This is a genomic window from Phyllobacterium sp. CCNWLW109, assembly GCF_037203905.1.
Taxonomy (GTDB): Bacteria; Pseudomonadota; Alphaproteobacteria; order Rhizobiales; family Rhizobiaceae; genus Phyllobacterium; species Phyllobacterium ifriqiyense.
On sequence record NZ_JBBCBK010000001.1, the window covers coordinates 55819 to 77765 of the forward strand.

16 protein-coding genes are annotated in these 21947 nt (G+C 53.9%); 8 read left to right on the top strand and 8 right to left on the bottom strand.

The window, feature by feature from the left end; all coding sequences use genetic code 11:
- Positions 1-160: 160 nt before the first annotated feature.
- The 8 genes from V9K92_RS00255 to V9K92_RS00290 all read right to left on the bottom strand — a co-directional run bounded on the left by V9K92_RS00255 (position 161) and on the right by V9K92_RS00290 (position 10713).
- On the bottom strand, positions 161-472 hold the full coding sequence (locus V9K92_RS00255; RefSeq protein WP_337352822.1) for a hypothetical protein: 312 nt from the start codon (positions 470-472) through the stop codon (positions 161-163).
- 16 nt (positions 473-488) lie between these two features.
- Positions 489-1100: a L,D-transpeptidase gene (locus tag V9K92_RS00260; protein ID WP_337353469.1), complete on the bottom strand. Its 612-nt coding sequence runs from the start codon at positions 1098-1100 to the stop codon at positions 489-491.
- A 74-nt stretch (positions 1101-1174) separates the two neighbouring features.
- Entirely contained in the window at positions 1175-2110 is a 936-nt protein-coding gene (locus tag V9K92_RS00265; protein WP_337352823.1) for an ABC transporter substrate-binding protein, read from the bottom strand.
- A gap of 179 nt (positions 2111-2289) precedes the next feature.
- Positions 2290-4671, bottom strand: coding sequence for an arylsulfatase (locus V9K92_RS00270; protein ID WP_443094431.1), 2382 nt, complete (start codon positions 4669-4671; stop codon positions 2290-2292).
- Between the two features lie 8 nt (positions 4672-4679).
- Positions 4680-6941 carry an arylsulfatase gene (locus V9K92_RS00275; protein WP_443094414.1) on the bottom strand — a complete coding sequence of 754 codons (2262 nt, stop codon included), beginning with the start codon at positions 6939-6941 and terminating at the stop codon, positions 4680-4682.
- Between the two features lie 158 nt (positions 6942-7099).
- On the bottom strand, positions 7100-8014 hold the full coding sequence (locus V9K92_RS00280; RefSeq protein ID WP_337353471.1) for a formylglycine-generating enzyme family protein: 915 nt from the start codon (positions 8012-8014) through the stop codon (positions 7100-7102).
- Between the two features lie 778 nt (positions 8015-8792).
- Positions 8793-9581, bottom strand: coding sequence for a hypothetical protein (locus tag V9K92_RS00285; RefSeq protein ID WP_443094415.1), 789 nt, complete (start codon positions 9579-9581; stop codon positions 8793-8795).
- A 394-nt stretch (positions 9582-9975) separates the two neighbouring features.
- Entirely contained in the window at positions 9976-10713 is a 738-nt protein-coding gene (locus V9K92_RS00290; RefSeq protein WP_337353473.1) for a response regulator transcription factor, read from the bottom strand.
- Between the two features lie 462 nt (positions 10714-11175).
- Between V9K92_RS00290 and V9K92_RS00295 the strand changes: the two genes are divergently transcribed.
- The 8 genes from V9K92_RS00295 (at position 11176) to V9K92_RS00330 (ending at position 21930) form a co-directional block, all read left to right on the top strand.
- Positions 11176-12633: a sensor histidine kinase gene (locus tag V9K92_RS00295; RefSeq protein WP_337352825.1), complete on the top strand. Its 1458-nt coding sequence runs from the start codon at positions 11176-11178 to the stop codon at positions 12631-12633.
- 921 nt (positions 12634-13554) lie between these two features.
- Positions 13555-14394 carry an iron uptake transporter permease EfeU gene (gene efeU / locus V9K92_RS00300; RefSeq protein ID WP_337352826.1) on the top strand — a complete coding sequence of 280 codons (840 nt, stop codon included), beginning with the start codon at positions 13555-13557 and terminating at the stop codon, positions 14392-14394.
- A 16-nt stretch (positions 14395-14410) separates the two neighbouring features.
- Positions 14411-15592, top strand: a complete 1182-nt coding sequence (efeO, locus tag V9K92_RS00305) for an iron uptake system protein EfeO (protein WP_337352827.1) — start codon at positions 14411-14413, stop codon at positions 15590-15592.
- A gap of 6 nt (positions 15593-15598) precedes the next feature.
- Entirely contained in the window at positions 15599-16894 is a 1296-nt protein-coding gene (gene efeB, locus V9K92_RS00310; RefSeq protein WP_337352828.1) for an iron uptake transporter deferrochelatase/peroxidase subunit, read from the top strand.
- 10 nt (positions 16895-16904) lie between these two features.
- Positions 16905-17732, top strand: coding sequence for an iron uptake system protein EfeO (efeO, locus tag V9K92_RS00315; protein WP_337352829.1), 828 nt, complete (start codon positions 16905-16907; stop codon positions 17730-17732).
- A gap of 177 nt (positions 17733-17909) precedes the next feature.
- Entirely contained in the window at positions 17910-18482 is a 573-nt protein-coding gene (locus V9K92_RS00320; RefSeq protein WP_115054105.1) for a GbsR/MarR family transcriptional regulator, read from the top strand.
- A gap of 2 nt (positions 18483-18484) precedes the next feature.
- Positions 18485-20245 carry a thiol reductant ABC exporter subunit CydD gene (gene cydD, locus V9K92_RS00325; RefSeq protein ID WP_337352830.1) on the top strand — a complete coding sequence of 587 codons (1761 nt, stop codon included), beginning with the start codon at positions 18485-18487 and terminating at the stop codon, positions 20243-20245.
- A complete protein-coding gene (locus V9K92_RS00330) occupies positions 20242-21930 on the top strand; it encodes an amino acid ABC transporter ATP-binding/permease protein (protein WP_337352831.1) in 1689 nt (562 codons plus the stop codon). The genes cydD and V9K92_RS00330 overlap by 4 nt, the downstream gene beginning before the upstream one ends.
- Positions 21931-21947: the final 17 nt, after the last annotated feature.

The window sequence follows — 21947 nt, forward strand, 5'->3', positions numbered from 1 at the left end:
ATCTCAAACCAAATACCGGCGTGGAACTTTCGGTACCTTTGTTGGGTTGCACCCAAGTGTGGCTGTGGCGACGGCAAACGTTTTTTGATGCGTTGACATCGTTGGATCTCCTGATTCGTTTTCGGTCTTCCGCCATTGGCGAAACGCCCGCATGTGCAGTTCAAGTTGATATCTTTTCCAGGGAAAGGACCGTACCTGTCGTATCGATCAGGCAGGTCGACCTTTGCCCTTTTGCCTCGATGATGATCTGGTACTTTCCGCCCTCGACAGCGCTTGAGCTGACAGGAAGCGCGTTAGCATGGTCAGCCCCGAACTTTGCCGTTGCCGCGCTGGCACAGGCAAGTTGCAGGTCTGCAGGTGCCGTCTGCATTGTATTGCGCGCCATGTTGTCCGGTGTCGGGCTTGAGACGCATCCGGTGAAAGCCGAAATACAGGCCAGAACTACGACACCTGCTATCAATTTCTTGAACATGATCCCCACCCTGTTTTCAAACGCCCTTGTAGAGCGACGCGCCCTGCATGAGCACGATTACCTTTGCACCGACCTCGATCTGTGAATGGAGATCGACGATGTCCTCGTTGTTCATTCTGATGCAGCCGGATGAAACGTTGAGGCCGATCGACCACGGTTCCGGTGTACCGTGGATGCGATAGATCGTGTCCTGGTCGCCCTCGTAGAGATAGAGCGCCCGAGCCCCCAGCGGATTGTCAGGGCCACCCGGCATGCCGCCGGCAAACTTTACGGCGTTGGGGTCGCGCGCTACCATTTCTGCTGGAGGCGTCCAAGTCGGCCACTCGGCCACTCGCCCGACGCGCACGATTCCTGCCCAGCCGAAGCCGTCGCGGCCGACGCCAATGCCGTACCGAACGGCTTGGCCGCCACCTTTGACGAGATACAAAAAGTGCTGGTTGCCGTCGATGATGATCGTCCCCGGCTTTTCCGCCGTCCTGAAAGTCACGACCTGCTTGCGGAAAGCTTCCGGTACTTGTCCGTTGGCAGCGTAATATCTTCGCGCCTTCGTGTTGTCATAGCTCACCCAGGTACGGGTTTTGGCGTCGTAGATCTGCGTTTTCGGAACCTGGGCCAATCCGGCGGCCATACCACCAATGAGCAATACCGTTGCGGTCAGCAAAGCGACCGATTTTCTATTGGCAAATGTTGCGGAACCTATCCTCATTTCGCCGATCCCTTCAACCATTTTGCAACCCGGTCGGCATTCTTCCCAACCCAAGCCTTTGCGTAATCCGCGGGAGATTGGCGATCGACTTCCACCGCATAACTCATCTGCGTGATCTCGTCGGCGGTAAAATCGATGCCTTCAAGGAACGTGGTGACTTTGGGGTTCCTTGTCGCCAAAACTTTCGAATAGGCGATGTGGAAACGCGCCGCGTCCCAACCGACAGAAGCACTCGATTTCGCCAACCAGTCGGGATCGTCGGCGGGCAAAATGACATGCCATTTCGACGGATCGTAGGTGGGCTCATCGAGCTTGACGATATCGTGCAATCTAAAAACGACGTGCGGGCTGTAGCAGGCGAAGACGATCGGCTTGTCGGTCGCCGCGGCGGCATCGACTGCAGCCATGCCCATGTCCTCCGGCATTTCAAGAAGGCGCATGGTCTTGGCGTAACCATAGCTGTTTGCCCGAATGCGCTCTATGGGAGTCGACGACCAGGATGGCGCGCCTATCCATAACTCGCCCTGTCCGTCGCCGTCCGTATCAAGGGCTGCGGTCTTCTTCACGTCCAGAAGGTCAGCAACCGCCTGTATTCCGGTTTTCTCCACAGTCTGTCTGGTGGTGCAAACTCCTTGCCACGCCGGAACACCAATCTCCGCGAGCTGGACCGGGCCATCTTTGCCAGCATATTTTTCGGTCAGCGACTTAAGATTTGGGAGCCAGACCTCGGGATGAATGTCCACATCTCCGCTGGCCAATCCGGCGAAGGCGGTCATGGTGCCCATCTCTTTCACCTCGACGCTGAGATGCAGGTTTTTCTCCACGCTGTCCTTGATGATGTTTGCCGTCACCTGGCCCGACGGCCAGTTCGGCATGGCAACCACCAGATCGGCAGCATGCGCGCAGGCGGCAGACGCGATGCCATATGCCATGGCCAGGCCCGCCATTGTTCGTGATAGATATGTCACACACCAACTCCTTCTCCTGGATTCAGTAGGCATCGGTTCAAATCCCGCTCAACAAAACGGAAGCACGAGAACAGTTGAAATGCGTGTCACCATCGGAGACCTGTCCTTTTTGGTCATGTCGAAAACTGAAATCGTCAGTCTCATTATCTCAGATATTTCACATGCATGTTCTCGATCTTGCCGTTGAACTTGAACGGCGCTCTGTCAAAATATGCCTCTGAGACCGGCGAATAGCTGTCCATGCCGACGTCGAATGCGTCGTTTGGGGTGAACCCGATGGAGGCCGAGCGCGGCACTGTGCCTGACGCAATATCTTCACCATTCGCGCGGATTACGATGGCAAGCGGGCCGATCGGCCCCTTGCTTTTGCGCGTCTCGATCTCAAGTTTCACCTTGCCGGTTGGTAGTGGTTTTGTACTCTCGATGCGCGTGCGTTCGATCTGAAAAGCATTGTACTCATATGTCAGCTTTCCATTCTCTACCCAAACACTCATACCCCCTGAGTAAGCCCCGACAGCATAAAGAACGCCCTTGCTTTCCGGTGTTAACTCCAAGTCGATCGTTGCGAGATTACTGAGTACACCCACTTTCGCAGCTGATGCCTCGGGCAAGCCGAAGACGTCCTTTGTGTAGAAAAACTCTGTCGCTGGATTGTGGGGGGCATCCTCGGGGTGGAAGACCATGGACCAAAGGCCACCGCCCACTGGATACACCTTGTTATCGTATGCAGCCGCGTCGAAGCTGGATACCAGTTCCTTCAACTTCTCGGGGTTCTCGTCGGCAATATTCCGCGCTTGGGAGAAGTCCTTACTCAGATCATAAAGCTCCCATTTATCATTATCTGGAGACCAGTTGACGATCTTGGGATCAATACCCGGCTTCCAAGGAATGCGAGGCCCGAACACTGACGCGAACCAGCCATCCTTGTAATAACCTCGACTGCCCATGACCTCGAAATACTGTTCTTTCTTGTTCGCAGGCACCTTCGGATCGTTGAACGAGGCTACCATGCTGACTCCGTCGATCGGCTCCTGCGATACACCTTCCACAACCTTCGGCGGGGTGATCTTGAGCACATCGTAGATGGTAGGAACGATATCGTTCACATGATAGAACTGCGAACGTGGTTCGATGTCGTGCTTGATTGCTTTTGGCCACGAAATCGCGAGGGGAGTTCGCGTACCTCCGAAATGAGCCGCTACGAGCTTTGTCGACTGGAATGGAGAGGACCCCGCCCATGCCCAGCCGGCGTGATACATGTTGTCTGTTTTTGGGCCGCCCAATACATCAAGACCGCCGAGTTCATTTAGCACGCGGATGTGGTCCTTGATATCACTCGGGATACCATTTTGCGCCAACAATTCACTGATGGTCCCGTTTTGGCCCTCGGAGCTAGAGCCGTTATCGCCCCATACGTAGAAAATCAGAGTGTTGTCGCGAACACCCATCCTGTCGAGTTCTTCAAGCAGCCGCCCCGCCTGCGTGTCGGCATGCTCAACGAATCCGGCATACACTTCCATCAGGCGACGTTGGAACGGCTTCTCCTGGTCTGGGATGCTGTCCCAGCCAGCCAGTGTTCCCGGTCGAGGTGTCAGCTCCGTACTGGCGGGAACCCATCCTTGCTTCTTCTGCTTGGCAAAGACCTCTTCTCGCATGACGTCCCAACCGGCATCAAACTTACCTTTGTATTTATCCGCCCATTCCTTGAAAATATGGTGTGGCCCATGGGCCGCGCCCGGGGTCCAATACATCATGAATGGCTGGCCAGGGCTCACTGCCCGATGGTTGCGCAGCCATGAAATTGCCTTGTCCGTCATGTCCTGAGTGAAGTGGTAACCTTCACGGTCATGCTTGGGCTCGACGACGGAGGTGTTCTCCACAATCGCTGGCTCCCATTGGGAGGCTTCACCAGCAAGAAAACCGTAAAAGTAGTCAAAGCCGACGAGCCTTCCCGTGGGCCAACGATCATAGGGTCCCATGCGGGATATGTCGGTCGAAGACGTATTGTGCCATTTACCGAAAGCAGACGTTGCATATCCGTAGTAGCCAAGGACTTTCGCTACCGAAGCGGTCGTGGCAGGCCACGATCCCGTGTACCCCTCCCAAGCATTTGCGAATTCGGCAATCTGGCCAAACCCAACACGGTGCTGGTTGCGACCAGTGAGCAGAGCAGCTCGTGTGGGTGAGCACATGGCCGCATTGTGAAATCGGTTGTAGGACACGCCTTCATTCGCCACGGCCGAAAGGGTCGGCGTGTTGATAGGTCCGCCGTAGGTTGCAGGCAATGCCGGTCCGGTGTCGTCAAGCATGACAATGAGAATATTGGGAGCGTCTGCAGGAAGGTGGTTCAGCGCTTCAGGTTTGGCATATGTAGACAGTTCCATCGTCCGCTCTGCCTTCGGGCGTGGTGTGGGTGGGAATGGCAACGATTCCTGCGCAAAGCTTGTACTTGACATCGTCATGCTCAAGATGAGCATTGAACAGCATGTCGACAGAGACCGCCTACAGTACTTCATAGACATGATGGCTTCCCCTAATTTTTCTTCGTGTCAGGAATGTACTTGGCATAGACTTTGTCGATGGTTCCGTTAAACGCAAACGGCGCGCGATCATAGTAAGTCTCGGAAACGGGCGAGTAGCTGTCCATCCCAACGTCGAAGGTGTCGTTGGTGGTAAAAAAGAGGCTGGGAGAACGCGGTACGCGGCCGTCCGCTACCACCTTGCCATTGATTCGCATCGTCACCTCTATCGGAGCGGCTGGCCCCTCGACACGATGCGATTCCACTTCAATCTGCACTTTGCCTGTTGGCAACGGCTCGGACGTTTCGATCCGGGTGCGCTCTACCTGGAAGTTGTTGAACTCATAAATAAGCTTGCCGTTGTCTATGAAGAGAGAGAGCCCTCCGGAATAACTACCTAAGGCATATAGAACCCCTTCGGAGTCTGGTGCCAATTCAATATCGACCTGCGCTATTGTGCTTGATGAGCCGAGCTTTGGAGCATTGAACTCGGGAACTTCGGTGACATCGGCGTTGTAATGAAACTCGTTGGCCGGATTTCTTGGGCTATACTCGGGATGGAAGACAGTGGACCACAATCCGCCGCCGATCGGAAAGGCTTTGTTTTCTTTGGCGGCGTCATTGAACGCCGAGATCATGTGCTTGAGCTTCTCGGGGTGCTCGGAAGCGACGTTGCGAGCCTGTGAGAAGTCCTCGTTGAGGTTGTAAAGTTCCCATGTGTCTTTCTCGGGCGACCAGTCGAAGATCGCTGGATCGAATCCTGGTTTCCAAGGGATTCGTGGCCCGAATACCGAGGCGAACCAGCCGTCTTCGTAATAGCCGCGACTACCCATCACCTCGAAATACTGGCCGGTCTTGTTTTCCGGGGCTTTTGCATCCGAAAGTGAGGCCATCATGCTTACCCCATCGAGCGGGTCCTGTGTCACGCCGTCCACCAGCTTTGGTGGGACGATATCGAGGATATCGTAGATGGTCGGCACGATATCGTTGACATGATAGAATTGCGAACGGGGCACTGCGTCAGCTTTGATCTTCGCCGGCCACGACACTGCAAGAGGCGTGCGCGTGCCACCGAAATAGCTCGCGAGTAGCTTGGTCCCTTGAAAAGGGGTAGAGCCTGCCCAGGCCCAGCCACCGTGGTACATATTATCGGTCTTTGGGCCGCCCAATGCGTCAAGGCCACCAAGACCTTCCAAAACCCGCAAATGATCCTTGATCTCGGTCGCGATACCGTTCTGAGCAAGGAATTCCGCCACCGTACCGCTCTGCCCCTCGGCGCTGGAACCGTTGTCGCTCCATACGTAGAAGATAAGGGTGTTCTCTCGGATACCGAGTTCATTTAGCGTATCCAGAAGTCGGCCCGCCTGCGTATCGGCATGCTCGGCAAAACCAGCAAAAACCTCCATCAGTCGTGTCTGGAATTCACGCTCATCCTTAGGGATATCCTCCCATGCTGCCATCGATGGATGACGATCGGATAGTTTCGTCTCCTTCGGAGTCCATCCCAGCTCCTTCTGCTTTGCCAAGATATCTTCGCGAAGAACATCCCAGCCCTGGTCAAAGCGTCCCTTGTACTTGTCGGCCCATTCCTTGAATATCTGATGTGGGCCATGGACCGCGCCCGGAGCCCAGTACATGAAGAACGGTCGTTCAGGCGCGAGCGCGCTCTGGCTCCGGATCCACTTTACGGCCCTGTCTGTCATATCCTCGGTGAAGTGGTAGCCCTTACGGTGGTGCTGCGGGGTCAGACGGATCGTGTTCTCGACAACCGCCGGTTCCCACTGTGAAGACTCGCCTGCCAAGAATCCGTAGAAATGGTCAAACCCAACAAGCTGTCCCGTTGGCCAACGTTCGAACGGTCCTACGGCCGATGTGTCAGTGGCCGGAGTGTTGTGCCACTTTCCGAATGCCGACGTCGCATAGCCATAGTATCCCAGAACTTTAGCGATTGAAGCTGACGTTGCCGGCCATGCGCCGGTGTAACCGTCCCAGGCATTTGCGAATTCGGCGATCTGGCCGAAGCCCACCCTGTGATGATTTCGGCCTGTCAACAACGCGGCGCGGGTCGGTGAGCACATGGCAGCATTGTGGAAGCGGTTGTAGGACACACCGTCCCTGGCAACCCGGCTCAACGTCGGAGTGCTAATTGGCCCGCCATACGTTGAAGGCAATGCGGGTCCAGCATCGTCCAACATCATAATTATGATGTTGGGCGCATCTGCCGAAAGGCGGCGTTGCGGTAGCGGCTGTGTGTAGGCTGCAGCAGATTCGCCCATTGTAAGTGCCGTTGGTGGCCCAGCAAGGGTTGGAAACGGCAGAGATTCTTGCGCTGAGGCAAGCCCGGACGAAGCTAGAGTAATGGCAAGGCAAGAGCAGCAGGCCAAGAGGCCAATGGTAATCCGATTGCATCGCATATGTAACCTCCTAGGCATGTTCATTGAACTCGAACCACGCAGCGAAATCCAACGTGGTTGGTGGATGTGTCGATCGGTTGGGCGTATCGTGCCGCCGGACGGTAGCGTTGGCAGTAGTTTGCAGCGCAGAGATGCGATCCGCCCTTCAACACCTTGCGTGGCACCCTGATTTCCGGTTGGCATGGATCGTAGCTCTCTCGCTCTGGACCGCCGCGAGGGTTTTCCGGAATGCAACAAGCCTTTTGGGTTGGAGCATCGTGCTTCGGTCGATAGAAATCGCCGGTCCACTCCCAGACATTGCCAATCATATCGTAGAGGCCGTAGCCATTTGGCGGGAACGATCCAACAGGAGACGTGCGCTCATATCCGTCCAAGGTAAGATTCTGATGTGGAAACTCGCCCTGCCAAGTATTGGCCATATGGTGTCCGCCTAGAGTAAATTCATCACCCCAGGCGAATTCCACTCCGTCCAATCCGCCTCGTGCAGCAAACTCCCACTCGGCTTCAGTCGGCAGTGACTTGCCCGCCCATTTCGCGTATGCTTCAGCATCACAGTGGGCGATGTGCACGACGGGATGATCTTCTTGGCCATCGGTCGAACTATCCGGGCCCAAAGGGTGCCGCCAGTTGGCACCGAAGCAGAACGACCACCACTGTCCCCAATCTTGCAGCGATAGAACGCGGACTGGCGGTCGGAACACCAAGGAACCTGCCTGAAGCATTTCCGGAAGAGCACCAGGATACTGAGCCAGATCAGGTGCTAGTTCGGCAAAGGTGATATATCCAGTAGCATCTACGAAGGCTTGGAATTGCCGATTTGTAACTGGTGTCTCGTCGATGAAGAAGCTATCGACCGCAACGGGATGAACCGGCGCTTCCTCCGGATAGTGGTTATTTGAACCCATCTGAAAGATGCCGCGTTCAATCCGAACCATTCCAGAATAAATAGGCATCTCTACGGACTGTGATGACCGCTCACCGCTTTGAATACTGATCATTGTCCCCCCTCTGTGCCGGCGGCACTGCTACGCGGATACTGCGCCATCGTGGAGTCCGATTGCCATTGGTAAAACACCCTATTCTGGTGAAGAGTTTTCCCGTGTGCGGTGTTTTTCCAGAAAATTGGGCACCAGGTGCCTTGCGCAAACTTTCGCTGAATTGCGAACCATGGCAAAACAGACAGTTCAACCGGCGAACTCGCTATAGGGCCACTTTTATAGATAACCGCCGACGTGAAGTGATCTTCAATTCACCTGCAACGACATGAAACGAAATTCCGGCGTCAGGTAGCCACCCTGTCCGGGCCTGCATCTAAATCAACAACGCCTGATGAATATCCCTATTCAGGCGTATAACGTTTTGCCTATCAACAGGAGCAAGCTCACGTGTGTGGTTAAACCTTCCAGAACCATATCCGTTGCGGTCGAACAGAAATACAAATCACTCTCACCGCGTAAAAAGTTATCGGTCGTTAGTTTCACCATACTTTGCGCATGCAGTGGTTATCACGACCAATACGAGATAACTAACACTCAAACGATTTTCATTTTTTCGCCCTGCTAACTGGATTGGGCAACAGGGGTGGCTGTTTGCAGATTTCCTTGAGCTCGAACGTCATCTAGTGTCATGATGTCAGCTCCTCGCTTACTGAACCCGAGCATTCTGTAAGTTTGAGAGTTTGAAAATCGAAGTCGGCCATTCGCCTCGCATCTGTCAAAAACGCATAACCATGCCAAGAATTGGCCCCTCTTGAACGACATCGAACACAAATCCATCTCTGTTATAGTCGACACCGAGAGCCCGATACCCCGCAACGGCTGAAAACCGATCGTTAAATTGGTAGCCGATGGTTGCGGCGACATCCCAATCGAGATCGGCCTGCCCAGCCCCAATCAGACCCCAACCGCTCACATAGAAATTCTCCGTCACGAAGTATTTGCTGCGAATGCCAGCCATACCGTCGACCCAAGTGGCACTATCACTGGCCGAGACACCATCGAGCAGGCCTCCAGTGAACGACACTTCTGAACTGGCGTGCCAGACCCGGAGCCCGGCCACCAGGTCAAGATTTCCTCGCTCATCCTGAAGAACGGAATATCCAAGTCCAAAAAGGCCAGCAAAGGTCTCCGACGTGAGATCGACGCTCCCAGCGACGATGCCCCTCGGCGTGCCGGAGCCGCTCGAGAGTTTCGTGTAAATGATATCCCCGAAAATGCTGACCCGTTGATTGCGGGCCTCACCAGTGGCCATGAAAGCAAAATCCAGATCTTTGAGAATGTCCTCGAAATCGGTTTCCAAATGTACGGCGGGAAGATTGAACTGACCGACATTGCCGGACATACCCGCGCCCCAGAAGTACGGGCTGACAGCGAAAGTCCAACCGCTGTTCTCAACTTGTCTGGACTCAGGGACCATGATTGGTTGCGCGACATCAGCGGCATATGTGGGCGTTACTGTCGCAACACCAAGCAGCAATCCAATTGCTAATTCTTTACGGGTCATGGTTTTCCTGTTCGATTTGAATTCTGGTCGCTATTTGAGCTGTCCCTCGTGCTGCCATCGTGTTGGAAACGGCAGCGTGTTCATCGCGATCGAGCCGGTGCTCGCCACGGTACCGACAAGAAATGCAATCTCAATGAATTGATGTGACGCATTGGAACCCTACCGCCTGACCCAGAACAATATCCTAAACGCGAACCTTATCAAACGCCCGCCCTGCTCGCACTATCCCCGATGAGATCAGAAAGTGTATTGGTAGAAGGCCCTATTTCCGGCCGTAATTTCCCTCACGGGAGCGGATTCCGGAATTGCATCGGTCCCAACACTCCAGCGCGGAGAAGCGAAGTAATGTGTGCCCACGTTAATTCGGACAGGTGGTTCCATCGAATAGGTCCGATCATGGCTCGAGCATCTTGTTTCGAATGGCGTATCGAACGAGCGCTGCGGTAGAGTTGATCTGCAACTTTCCCATGGCGGACGCCCGGTGGGCTTCAACCGTCTTGCTACTGATATTCAGAATTGTCCCGACCGCTCGGCTACTGTTGCCTTCGGCAATGAGCTGGATGACCTCCTTCTCGCGTGGCGTCAAAAGTCCAAGTTCCCCTGTGTCCGTGGGCTGGGACAAAAAAAGCGCCAGAAGTGCTTCGCTGACTTGGCCGGTGAAGAAGGGCTTCCGGTGGGCAAGGGCGTCGAGGGCGGCATATAGAAGTTTGTCGACATCCGACTTGAGCAGAAAACCGCGGGCGCCGGCCGTCAGAACCTCACGCAGAATGTTCTCACTTTCATGCATGGTAAAGATCAACACTTGAGTCTTCGGCGATTCAGCACAAATTCTGCGTGTCACTTGCGCGCCGTTCATCATCGGAATGCTGTAATCGACAATCGCGATGTGGGGCTTGAGGGAAACAGCCAAATTCAGGGCTTCCCGCCCGTCACGAGCCTCTGCCACCACCTCCCATCCTGGCCGACTTTCCACAACAGAACGAAGTCCGCGGCGGACGATATCGTGATCGTCTGCAATCAATACTCGCCGGACACTTTTTCTGCTACCATCCTGGGCCCATAGATCATTTGATCCGGTCATCATGTTGGCGTACCACTTGCTCCTATGCAATCCAGCTAAGGATATATTCATCAAGACTAAAGTCGACAATCAGACAAAGCACCTAATCACGGCAAGGGAAACACCTAGTTGCAGAATTTGGAAGATTCAATGGCAACTGAAATCGCTCGGATGAGTGCGAGTTATAGAAAAATAATACTTTAATGGTATAAATTTAATCTGGAGAGTCCAATATTATTGCACATTTGATAGTAGTGAAATTAAGTGTAGACGATGTATAGATGTTAAACTAGCGTTGCGGAATGGAACAAGCAAAAGGTGCCAGCGTTTTACCAAAGATCAGGCCGGCAACCTATTGCCAACGAGATCAAACCTCGCATTAGGCGATTAACGGTCATCATTGCGAGTGTCCTGTTTGTCGCTTTTTCGATCGTATCGACCTTCGTGATTTTGAGAGCGCAGCAGGAGCGACACGCCGGTACTGAAAAGTTGATAGCGGCCTCGCATGGCCTTTCGCAAGCGCTGGATCGAGAGGTGGCTAGTTCCCATGCGCTGCTGGTCGGGCTCGGATCCTCACCTGCTCTGCACGCTGATGATCTCCGACTGTTTCACAAGCAGCTCACTGAAACGTCGCTCCCGGAAGGGGCTTGGCTGGTCCTGTCCAACAAGGAGAAAGTGCTCCTCCATTCACTTTACCCCTTCGGAACAAAGCTACCGTCCCTTAGCGATTTCGCGCCTCAACCAGCGTTTTTGGAACGCATCGATACTCTGGAGTTTAGCCTGACGGGGCGGGTGCGGGCCGTTATGCTCAATGCGACAATGGTCACCATCAATATGAAGGTTTCCGATCCTGATGGGGGTTGGCGTTACTTTCTGACAACAGTGTTGTCCGATCAGCGTTTTGCATCATTCCTTAAACAGCAGCGAAACCCTCCGAATTTTGAGGGGGCCATTTACGATCAAAATAACAACGGCATTGTCTCTGCCAGCGGGGAAGATGTTGTCGTTGCGCAGCAGATGGCTGAGCCGGTTCGGGTAGCACTTTTGGCAACGCCAACCCCGGGGGCCGTGACCGGGATAGTTTATGCTGACGATCCGCATGGCGTTCCAAGCCTTATTGCATTCAATCGCTCTGAGGTTACACAGTGGACTGCCACGATGTCGATGCCGCAGGCTAGCTTCGACGGCCAATTATTCGGGACGTTGAGGTTCCTTGCCGTCATGGCGGGTGCGTTGATGCTTGCAGGCGGGTGCGCATTGTTTTATTTGAGACACTTGATCGAAGCTCCGATAGGCCTTCTCGAAACGTCGATCACAGAAGCGGGTGAGACCGTTGAAATGCTGACCGGGCGATTACTGCAAGCGCAGGAAGATGAGCATCAGCGGATCGCACGGGAACTTCATGATTCTACCGCACAACATCTGGTTGCCGCGCTCCTGGGAATGATGAGCATGGAGAAAAAGGTGTCGTCGGACAAAACGGCCGTTCGGATTGTGAGTGACGTCAAGTCTTCAATTGAATTAGCTTTGACTGAGATGCGGACCTTCAGTTATCTGCTTCATCCGCGGGATCTCGGAAAGCGCGGTTTGGCGACCACGCTTACGAGCTTTGTGCATGGGTTTATCCAACGAAGCGGAATACGCGGTGAGGTATCAATTGATCCTGCCGCAGATGACCTTTCTATTGAGTTGCAACGTTCGCTGCTACGGATAGGCCAGGAAGCGCTTGCGAATGTACACCGTCACGCTAAAGCGACCTCTATCTCGGTGACGTTCAGGATCGAGCCGGAGCGCATAGTGCTCACAATCACGGATAACGGCCTTGGTAGCGGAGCGCCCGGGTTTGTAGAGAGAGATGCCGGGTACGGAGTCGGAATTCCAAGCATGAAAGGTCGTCTCAATCCCTTCGGTGGAGCCCTCGAAATTGAGAGTTCGACGGACGGAACCACCGTTCGCGCAATCATCCCTCGGACGAAGGCCGCCACCGATTGAACTCGCGGCAGAATGCCTTGCCGCATTCCACGACGGTGTTGATTTTTGCAACGAATTGATCCCCTTTGCCATTTCGCACTTGCCCATTCAACACGACGAGAAGCTTAAATTGATACTTTCTTAACGGTGATCAATCACAGTTGGGTAACCGATGATCTGCCAGGTCTTGTCATCCAGCTATGATCATAGCCGGGACCGCGCGATGGTAATCATACTGGCGTGGGCCTTTGGCAACCGTATCCAGAGAGATGACCAGTACACTCGGTTACTGCAGTTCTTAAGTAAAAGCCACACACACACTGCCCCGCTTACCCAAATTTGAAATTCAACGAGGCTAAGCGCCACGACTTTAACATCCTGTTTACGTTATTAATTTTCTCCACACGGTACTTAAGTTCCACTTAGCCTCGTCTTATCAGACTAAATAAAGTAAATCCGATACCGCCGTGTAAGGTATCGCCGGCGGAAACTGTAACCGAGGTGCAGCCGACCTCCTTAGTCATCCAGAATGCCTGTTTTCCTTGTATTTCGGACATTTCATCGACTGTAGAGTCGCCGTTTCGCCTATTATCGGCATTTTCAAACGACCGTTTTCCAATCGCTTCCGTCACCGTACACGGTCCTCTAAAGGCATCGATATGGTCGGATTTCACCGATATGTTCTAATTGCGTGCGGTGAGTAACACAGCCCCCGCCCATCCCCCTGCTTGCGTCCAGGCTAGGGCGAGGACACGGAATAGTCATTGATGGAATTCTGATAAATTCAGTCAACATATGGAAAAGATTGATGAATTTCGATCCAACAATATATTAGAATTCTTCTAATATATTGTTATTGCTTCGTTTTTCGCGGCGGTCTATGACTCCGACGGCTTTGCTTGTCATCTGGATGAGACAGGCATGAGGCGCTGAGGTTATTTAATGCTCGTTCCATTTCTGATAATGCTACGCGAAGGTATCGAGGCGGCTTTGATCGTCGGGATTGTTGCAAGTTATCTAAAACAGACCGGACGTGGCGCCTGGATGCCTGCGGTATGGGTTGGTATATTTCTCGCGGTTGCACTCTCGCTTTTTGTCGGCGCGGGTCTCCAGTTGGTAAGCGCGGAGTTCCCCCAAAAGGCACAAGAGTTCTTTGAGGCGATTGTCGGCGTTATTGCAGCCATCGTATTGTTGTCCATGGTATTTTGGATGCGCAAAGCGGCACGGTCGATCAAGTCCGAACTTCACGCCTCCATCGACAATGCGCTCGCGCATTCATCAGGTCAGGCCACTGCCTTGATTGCGATGGTATTCTTTGCAGTCGCACGTGAAGGCCTGGAATCGGTATTTTTCCTGCTCGCAATATTCCAGCAGAGCACAAATAATGATGCTCCGCTTGGCGCATTGTTTGGCATTCTCGTTTCGATTGTCATCGGTTACGGAATATATGCTGGCGGTATCCGCCTCAATCTTCGCCGGTTCTTCTACTGGACCGGAATTTTCATCATTATCGTCGCTGCGGGCATCCTATCAGGGTCACTGCGTCATTTCCATGAAGCCGGGGTCTGGAACAGTTTTCAGACGGTTCTTTTCGATTTCAGCGGTGTTTTGCCGGTTGCCAGCCCGCTTGGCACTTTGCTGTCAGGCATATTCGGTTATCAGGATGCTCCGACACTTGGCGAAGCGATTGTCTATATAGGTTTTCTGTTAATCAGCCTTTTCTTTTTCCTGCGCCCTGCAAGTGCTCCTGCACCTTCAGCATCGCCAAAATTTTCCCGTTGATTGAAAGAACCAGCGAATGACGCGCAATACCGGCCCTTCCGCTCCCTCCCCAAAACTGATGAAACTGGCCGTTGCCGGGGCTGCAATTCTGGCGGTTGCGGGAGCTGGCGCTTTCTATTTTGCGTCAAAGAACATGAAGTCAGGGGCGTCTGACAATGCAGTCGTCGTCACGATTAAAGATGGTGCTTGCGACCCTAACGCCATCACCGTTCCTGCCGGCCGTTCCACGTTCAAGATAATCAATAATTCCGACCGTGCGCTTGAGTGGGAAATCCTTGATGGCGTTATGGTTCTGGAAGAGCGCGAGAATATCCTTCCAGGCTTTACGCAAACGATGCAGGCAAAGCTGAAGGCTGGGGATTATGAAATCACCTGCGGGCTTCTCAGCAGTCCGCGCGGGACATTGCACGTCACGCCATCAGCAGAATCCGAGGCAGAAGCAGCGCGCCCTCCCCTCGTCTCTTTTGTTGGTGCACTTGCCGAGTTTCAGGTGTTTTTAATGTCCCAGACAAACAATCTGGTAAAGGCGACAACCGCATTGGACGCAGCAATTCAATCGGGTGATCTCGATCAGGCGCGCGTGCTTTATCAAAAAGCGCGGATTCCTTACAAGCAGATTGAGCCAATGGCCGATCTGTTTGCCGATTTGCATAACGCCATTGACCCCATTGCCGATTATCTGGAAAAGCGCGAAAAGGATCCGGCATTTACCGGCTTTCACCGGATCGAATATGCCCTTTACGCTTCCAATAGCCTTGATGGGCTGGCACCGGTTTCAGCCAAATTACTGGCTGATGTAACGGCGCTAAAAGACCGGGTGCGTGGTTTGCGCATACCACCGGAGCAAATAGCCAAGGGTGCCGCCCGTCTTATGGGCTCAATCGCCGATACGAAAATAGCCAATGGCGAGGATCATTATTCCCAAACCGATCTGGTCGATTTTGAAGGCAATCTGGCGGGAACTTCGCGCATGATGGCGCTTTTGAAGCCGGTGGCAATTCAGGCAGCGCCGGCAGTCGTGACTGATATTGAAACCCGGCTCGCCGACGCCAACACGACATTGGCCGCCCTGCGCGGCGCTGATGGCTACCCGTCCTATGACAAAGTTACAAAAGAAAGTCGGGACTTGCTGGCTCAGAAGATCAGGGCTCTGGCCGATGCTATCGGCAAACTGAATATTGCGGTTGGTTTGGAGTAATTTGAAATGCGCAAGGATATTGATAAATTTACGACGACGCGCCGCAGCGTGCTATTTGGCGCGGGTACCGCCGTGGTTGCAGGATTAACAGCTGCCAGCGCCGCACAAAAGCAGGGTGAACAGGTTACCGACGCTCCTGTCAACGACAAGACGCAGGAACGTCAATCGTTTTACGGCGTCCATCAAGCCGGTATTGTCACCCCGCGGCCCGCAGCAGGGATGATTGCATCTTTTCACGTTCTCGCCAAAACGCCTGAGGAAGTTGAACGGCTGTTCAGAACACTATCACAGCGCATCGACTTTCTGATGAAAGGCGGCAGGCCGCCAGAGTTTGACGACAAACTGCCGCCGTCGGATTCAGGTATTCTGGGCCCGGTTATCCCGCCGGATAATTTGACGATCACCGTGTCCTTGGGCTCTTCGTTCTTTGATCAGCGTGATTGGCTCATAAACCATAAGCCGAAGCAGCTCTCGCGCATGAAAGCGTCGCGCAACGATGCTCTCGACGCTGATTTATGTCACGGCGATCTGAGCTTGCAGATATGCGCAAATACACCGGACACAAACATTCACGCCCTGCGGGATATTTTGAAGAATTTGCCGGATCTGATGGTCCTGCGGTGGAAGCAGGAGGGCTCGGTTCCGGTTCTTCCGCCAAAAGCCGATGGCACTCACGAAACGGCGCGAAATTTTCTGGGATTCCGCGATGGAACCGCAAATCCCGATGGCAATGATGCTGCGCTCATGGACCAACTCGTCTGGGTGCGCCAAAGCGACGAGCCTTCATGGGCCCAGGCGGGTACTTATCAGGTGGTGCGGATCATACGCAATTTCGTTGAGCGCTGGGACAGGACGCCGCTGGCCGAGCAGGAAGCAATTATCGGACGAAAAAAAGCCAGTGGAGCGCCCTTCGGTGGCACCGCGGAATTTGACGTTCCGGACTACTCAAATGATCCGGAAGGCAAAGTCACCGCGCTGGATGCCCATATCAGATTGGCCAATAAACGCACAAAAACATCTGACGAGAATCGCATTTTGCGCCGCCCGTTCAACTATTCAAACGGCGTGAGCAAATCAGGCCAGCTTGAACAGGGCCTGCTTTTCATCTGCTACCAGGCCGACCTTGAGAAGGGCTTCATCACCGTTCAGCGACAGCTCGATGGTGAGCCACTCGAAGAATATATCAAACCGATTGGTGGCGGTTTCTTTTTTACACTGCCCGGCCCAGCGAACGAGGACGACTTCGTAGGCCGGACACTTCTTGAAGCATCGGGCCATCAGATGACCCGCATCAAATCCTAAGGAACTCACGATGAAGTTGAAGATAACTCTCTCTGCAAGCCTCTTTGCGATCACAGCTGCATTCCTGCCGCGCGTAGCGTCAGCCGAAGTTGCTCCACTCGATCTGGTTGGCCCAATTGCCGACTACAAGATCTATGTATCAGAAAATTTGGAAAAGCTGGTCGCGGATACCAAGGCATTTACCGATGCGGTAAAGGCTGGAGATGTTGACAAGGCCAAGTCGCTCTTTGCTCCGACGCGTATGAGCTATGAAGCAATCGAACCAATCGCAGAACTTTTCAGCGATCTTGACGGATCAATCGATTCTCGCGCAGACGACCATGAGAAAGCGGAAAAGGATCCCGAATTCACGGGCTTCCACCGTATCGAATACGGTCTGTTTTCCGAAAACAGCACAAAGGATCTGGCTCCTTTTGCCGAGAAGCTGATGGCAGATGTGACAGAGCTCAACAAGCGCATTACTGAGCTGACGCTGCCACCCGAAAAGGTCGTGGGTGGCGCTGCAGCCCTTATGGAAGAAGTTGCAGCCACCAAGATTTCCGGCGAAGAAGATCGTTACAGCCACACTGACCTTTGGGATTTCAAGGCGAATTTCGATGGTTCGCGCAAGATCTTCGATCTCGTGCGGCCTTTGATCGAGAAAAGCGATGGTGAGTTCATCACCAAGGTTTCAGGCAATTTCGACAAGGTTGATGTCACGCTTGCAAAGTACAAAAAAGGTGATGGTTATGATCTTTATGACAAGCTGACTGACGATGACCGTGCCGTGCTGGCAGCGGCAGTTAACACGCTTGCAGAAGACCTTTCCACATTGCGTGGCAAGCTTGGTCTAAACTAAGTCATCACATCGTCAATTTGAAGCCCGGCCAGATCAAGTGATCTGGCCGGGCTTTTTTTGTTTTAACGGGCAGAGGAGCACAATCGTCGCACCTTGACGAGGGGCGTTGAAGAAGGAGTTTTCATGTAGTATCGTTATTTCAGTAATTACTGAAATAACTGATGAGACGAAAACATGATGAACCTGCCGCCCCTTGTCCAATCTTTTGTGCTTCATTTTGGGGAAATGGGCAGTCGGTGGGGTATCAACCGGACCGTGGGTCAAATCTACGCCCTGCTTTACGTCTCGCCCGAGCCGCTGAATGCCGAGCAAATCGTTGAATCCCTTGGTATTTCCCGCTCCAATGTTTCGATGAGCCTGCGTGAACTGCAAGCCTGGAATTTGGTGTTGCTCAAGCATCTTCCAGATGACAGGCGCGATTTTTTCACGACGCCCGATGATGTCTGGCAGATTTTGAGGACGCTTGCCGAAGAGCGAAAGAAGCGTGAAGTTGACCCGACATTGTCGGTTTTGCGTGAAATCCTCATGCAGAAACCCGCAAGCGATGCTGAGCGCCACGCACAAGTGCGCATGGGAGAAATGCATAGCCTGATCGAGCAGCTGACAACCTGGTATGAAGACGTGAAGCAACTTGAAACGGATCGCCTCGCAACACTGCTCACGCTTGGCGCAAAGGTCACAAAGCTTCTGGAAGCCAAGGACAAGATCGTTTCTCTTGGCCGGTCAAAACGTACCAACGACAAGGGCTGAGTATGAGCTCTTTGCACCCATCCACCATAGCGCTTACCAGAGAAGGGTTGGCAGACACTGATGCGTCAGTGCGCCCCAATCCCGTTGATGGCGAGGCTCGGATCTGTGTAAAGAAGAATTCCGAGAATGAACGCGGTGCTGCCATTATGCAGGTACTGGCATCGCTGCTTTGGCTACCGCAGGCCGCCCTGCTGGCTAAAGGTGCAACGATCATCATCGCCGGCAGCATGGCGGAAATTCACTGGATCGTCACAGCTATAATCATTGTAGGCGTATTACGAGCACTGCTGGATGCTTTCGGCGCAAGACTGACCTTCCGCAAGGCACGGGAAACATTGTCGGAAAAAAGAAGGCAAGCAATCCTGGCATTGTCCCAGCGCTCTCCCCTCGACATCGAGAAGCCAGCATCTGGCCTCGCAGCCAGCGTCATCGCCGAACAGGCGGACGCCATTTTGCCCTATCTTGCCCGTTTCCGCCCTGCAAGGATGAAGGCCACAATTATACCCTTGGTTATCCTGATCTGCATCTTTCCACTGTCCTGGGTTGCAGGGCTGGTTTTGTTGATGGCGGCGCCATTAATCCCGATTTTCATGGCTCTGATCGGATGGCGTGCAAAGGCGGCAAGCGAGCGGCATCTGGCCGAAATGGGCGATCTGAACGCATTCCTGTTAGACCGATTGCGTGGTCTTGCGACGATACGCTCGCTCGGTGCAGTTGATTTCACAGCTCAAAGACTGCGTGCCAATGCCGATGAGCTTAGAACGCGAACGATGGCAGTTCTGCGCATCGCATTCCTGTCCTCGGCCGTTCTTGAGCTTTTTGCGGCACTGGGTGTTGCCATGGTCGCCGTCTATGTTGGGTTTCATTTTCTTGGACAGCTTGAATTCGGCGCCTGGGGCCACCGCCTTGGTCTTGGCGAAGGCCTGTTTATACTCTTGCTGGCACCAGCCTTTTTTGAACCGCTGCGTGAATTGTCAGCAGTCTGGCACGACCGAGCCGCTGGAGAGGCCGCAATCGATGCACTGGACAGCCTCTCAGTGACGGGTTTGCCCATTACGGATAATTCTACGCAGTTGCAGGCGGTGAGATGGTCGGGAGCGCCTGTGGCGCTAACGGTAGAAAACCTGTCATTTAGCCATGCAGGATCGCATTCTCCGCTATTTGATGGCCTCAATCTTGAAGTGCGCCCTGGCGAGCATATCGCACTACTGGGTCCAAGTGGCGCGGGCAAATCTACCCTGCTGGCATTGATTGCAGGATTAGCACCTGTCACGGCAGGAACAATCAGGATCGGTGATACGGTGCTTGATGCAAACACCAGTGGGATCTTGCGCGCGCGCATAGGCTGGATGGGGCAAACGCCGCATATTTTCGCAGGTACAATCTCTGACAATCTATGCTTGCACCGCCGCGGCTTGACCAAAGATGATATTGACGATGCATTGCGTGTCTCTTCCTTGCACAAAGTCGCCAATGCGCAACGCCACAATTATCTTGGCGAGGGTGGCTCAGGCTTGTCGGGGGGCGAGATCCGGCGGCTTGCGCTGGCCCGAATGGCCATTGACCGCGACGCTGGCCTAATCCTTGCGGATGAGCCGACAGCACATCTCGACAAAGCAACAGCAGATGAAATCGCAGATGGTTTACTAGCGGCAGCTGCCGGAAAAACCTTGATCGTCGCGACACATGACCCGGTGCTGGCCGCGCGCATGGGCAGGACAATCATCATTGGAAATAAGACCTGCCGGGAGGAACATCCATGACCCTCTGGCGTGTGTTTAAACCTGTTATCGGTCTCTTTTTTGCCGAACGACGCGTAATGCTCCTGGCTGGCGCTCTGCTTGCGGCGGGTACTGTCTTTGCAGGCATTGCTTTGCTGGGCGTGTCTGGCTGGTTCATTACAGCGACGGCAATTGCTGGTACCTCGGTAGCAACGGCCCTCGTTTTTGACGTGTTCGCTCCTGCGGCGGCCATAAGGTTTCTGTCGCTTGCCAGAACTGCTGCCCGCTACGGCGAGCGGTTAACAACGCACGAGGCAACGTTGGGTGTGCTTGCAGCGTTGCGTGAACGGCTCTTCAGGAACACCGCCCAACCTGGCGCAGCAAACAGATTGGCACTTCAACCTTCCCGACTATTGTTTCGGCTGACAGCCGATATTGATGCGCTGGATTCCCTGTATCTGCGGATATTGGTTCCAATGGCAGTAGCGCTCTGCACGGCTTTGGCCGTTGCCGTCGTATTTGGCGTGATGCATCCATTGCTTGGTCTGGCGGTGGCGGCTTGGCTCCTTGCAACAGGATTGGGAATTCCTGTTCTTGCAGCGCGCGGGAGTATCGTGCCAGCGCGTCGCCGCGCTTACAGGCTTGAAGCGCTTCGTTCGCGCACGATTGATGTGGTGGCGGGCCAAACCGAACTGGTTATGGCAGGGCAATTATCAGCTTTTAAAAACTCGGCTCTTACTGCAGACACGCAGCTAGCTCTGTCTGATGGCACTCTGAACCTTATCGAAACCAAGGTAGCCGCAGGTTTCGGTATTGCCTCAGCCGTTTTGCTCGGCGCTGTCCTATACGGCGTTGCTTATCTGGCGAGCCTGGGAACTATCAGTGGCCCTGTGGCGGTGATGGGGATTCTGGTTGCTCTTGCAGCGCTGGAGCCCTTTGCCGCTTTAAGACGTGGCGTCATCGAGCTCGGCAGAACGGTCCTTGCCGCACGAAGACTTGGACCGGATCTGGTTGCTCCAACTACCCCTCTCCCCTTGCAGGTTCCTGCGGAAAATTTGGCGGTCGAACTGCGTGAGGCCAGTGTAAGCTACCCCGGGTCTGCCCTGCCCTCTTTGCAGAATGTGTCACTGACACTTGAGCGCGGTGATTGTGTGGCCATCATTGGTGCAAGCGGTTCGGGTAAAACGACATTGCTCGCATTGCTGGCGGGCGAAATCAAAGCTGCGACCGGGATTGCAAGGGGCATTGCCTCAGCATCGCTCATCCAAAGGACGGAGCTTTTTCAAGATAGCCTGCGCGATAATCTGCTTTTGGCGGCTCCCGGCGCAACCGACCAGCATCTGCTGGACGTTTTATCGGTTGCCGGATTAGCCGAGTTGATGGCGACGCTGCCCGAGGGACTGAACACGAAGCTCGGCGAAGGCGGAATTGGCCTTTCTGGGGGACAAGGCCGACGTTTTGCATTGGCCCGGCTTTTGTTAAGTAGCGCGCCTGTCTGGCTGCTGGACGAGCCTTCGGAAGGGATCGACGGCGAAACCGCGCGCGATGTCCTGCAACGGCTGTCCGGTCAAATGAATCAAAAGACAGTTGTCATCGCAACACATATCAGGCGGGAGGCCATGCTGGCCGATCGACTGCTGGTTCTTGTACATGGGCGTCTTAAAGCCGCGTGTCGCAAGGGCGAACCTGAATACCAGTCAATCCTCAACCGTCTGAGGCCTGATTAGACGCTTATTTCTATTGG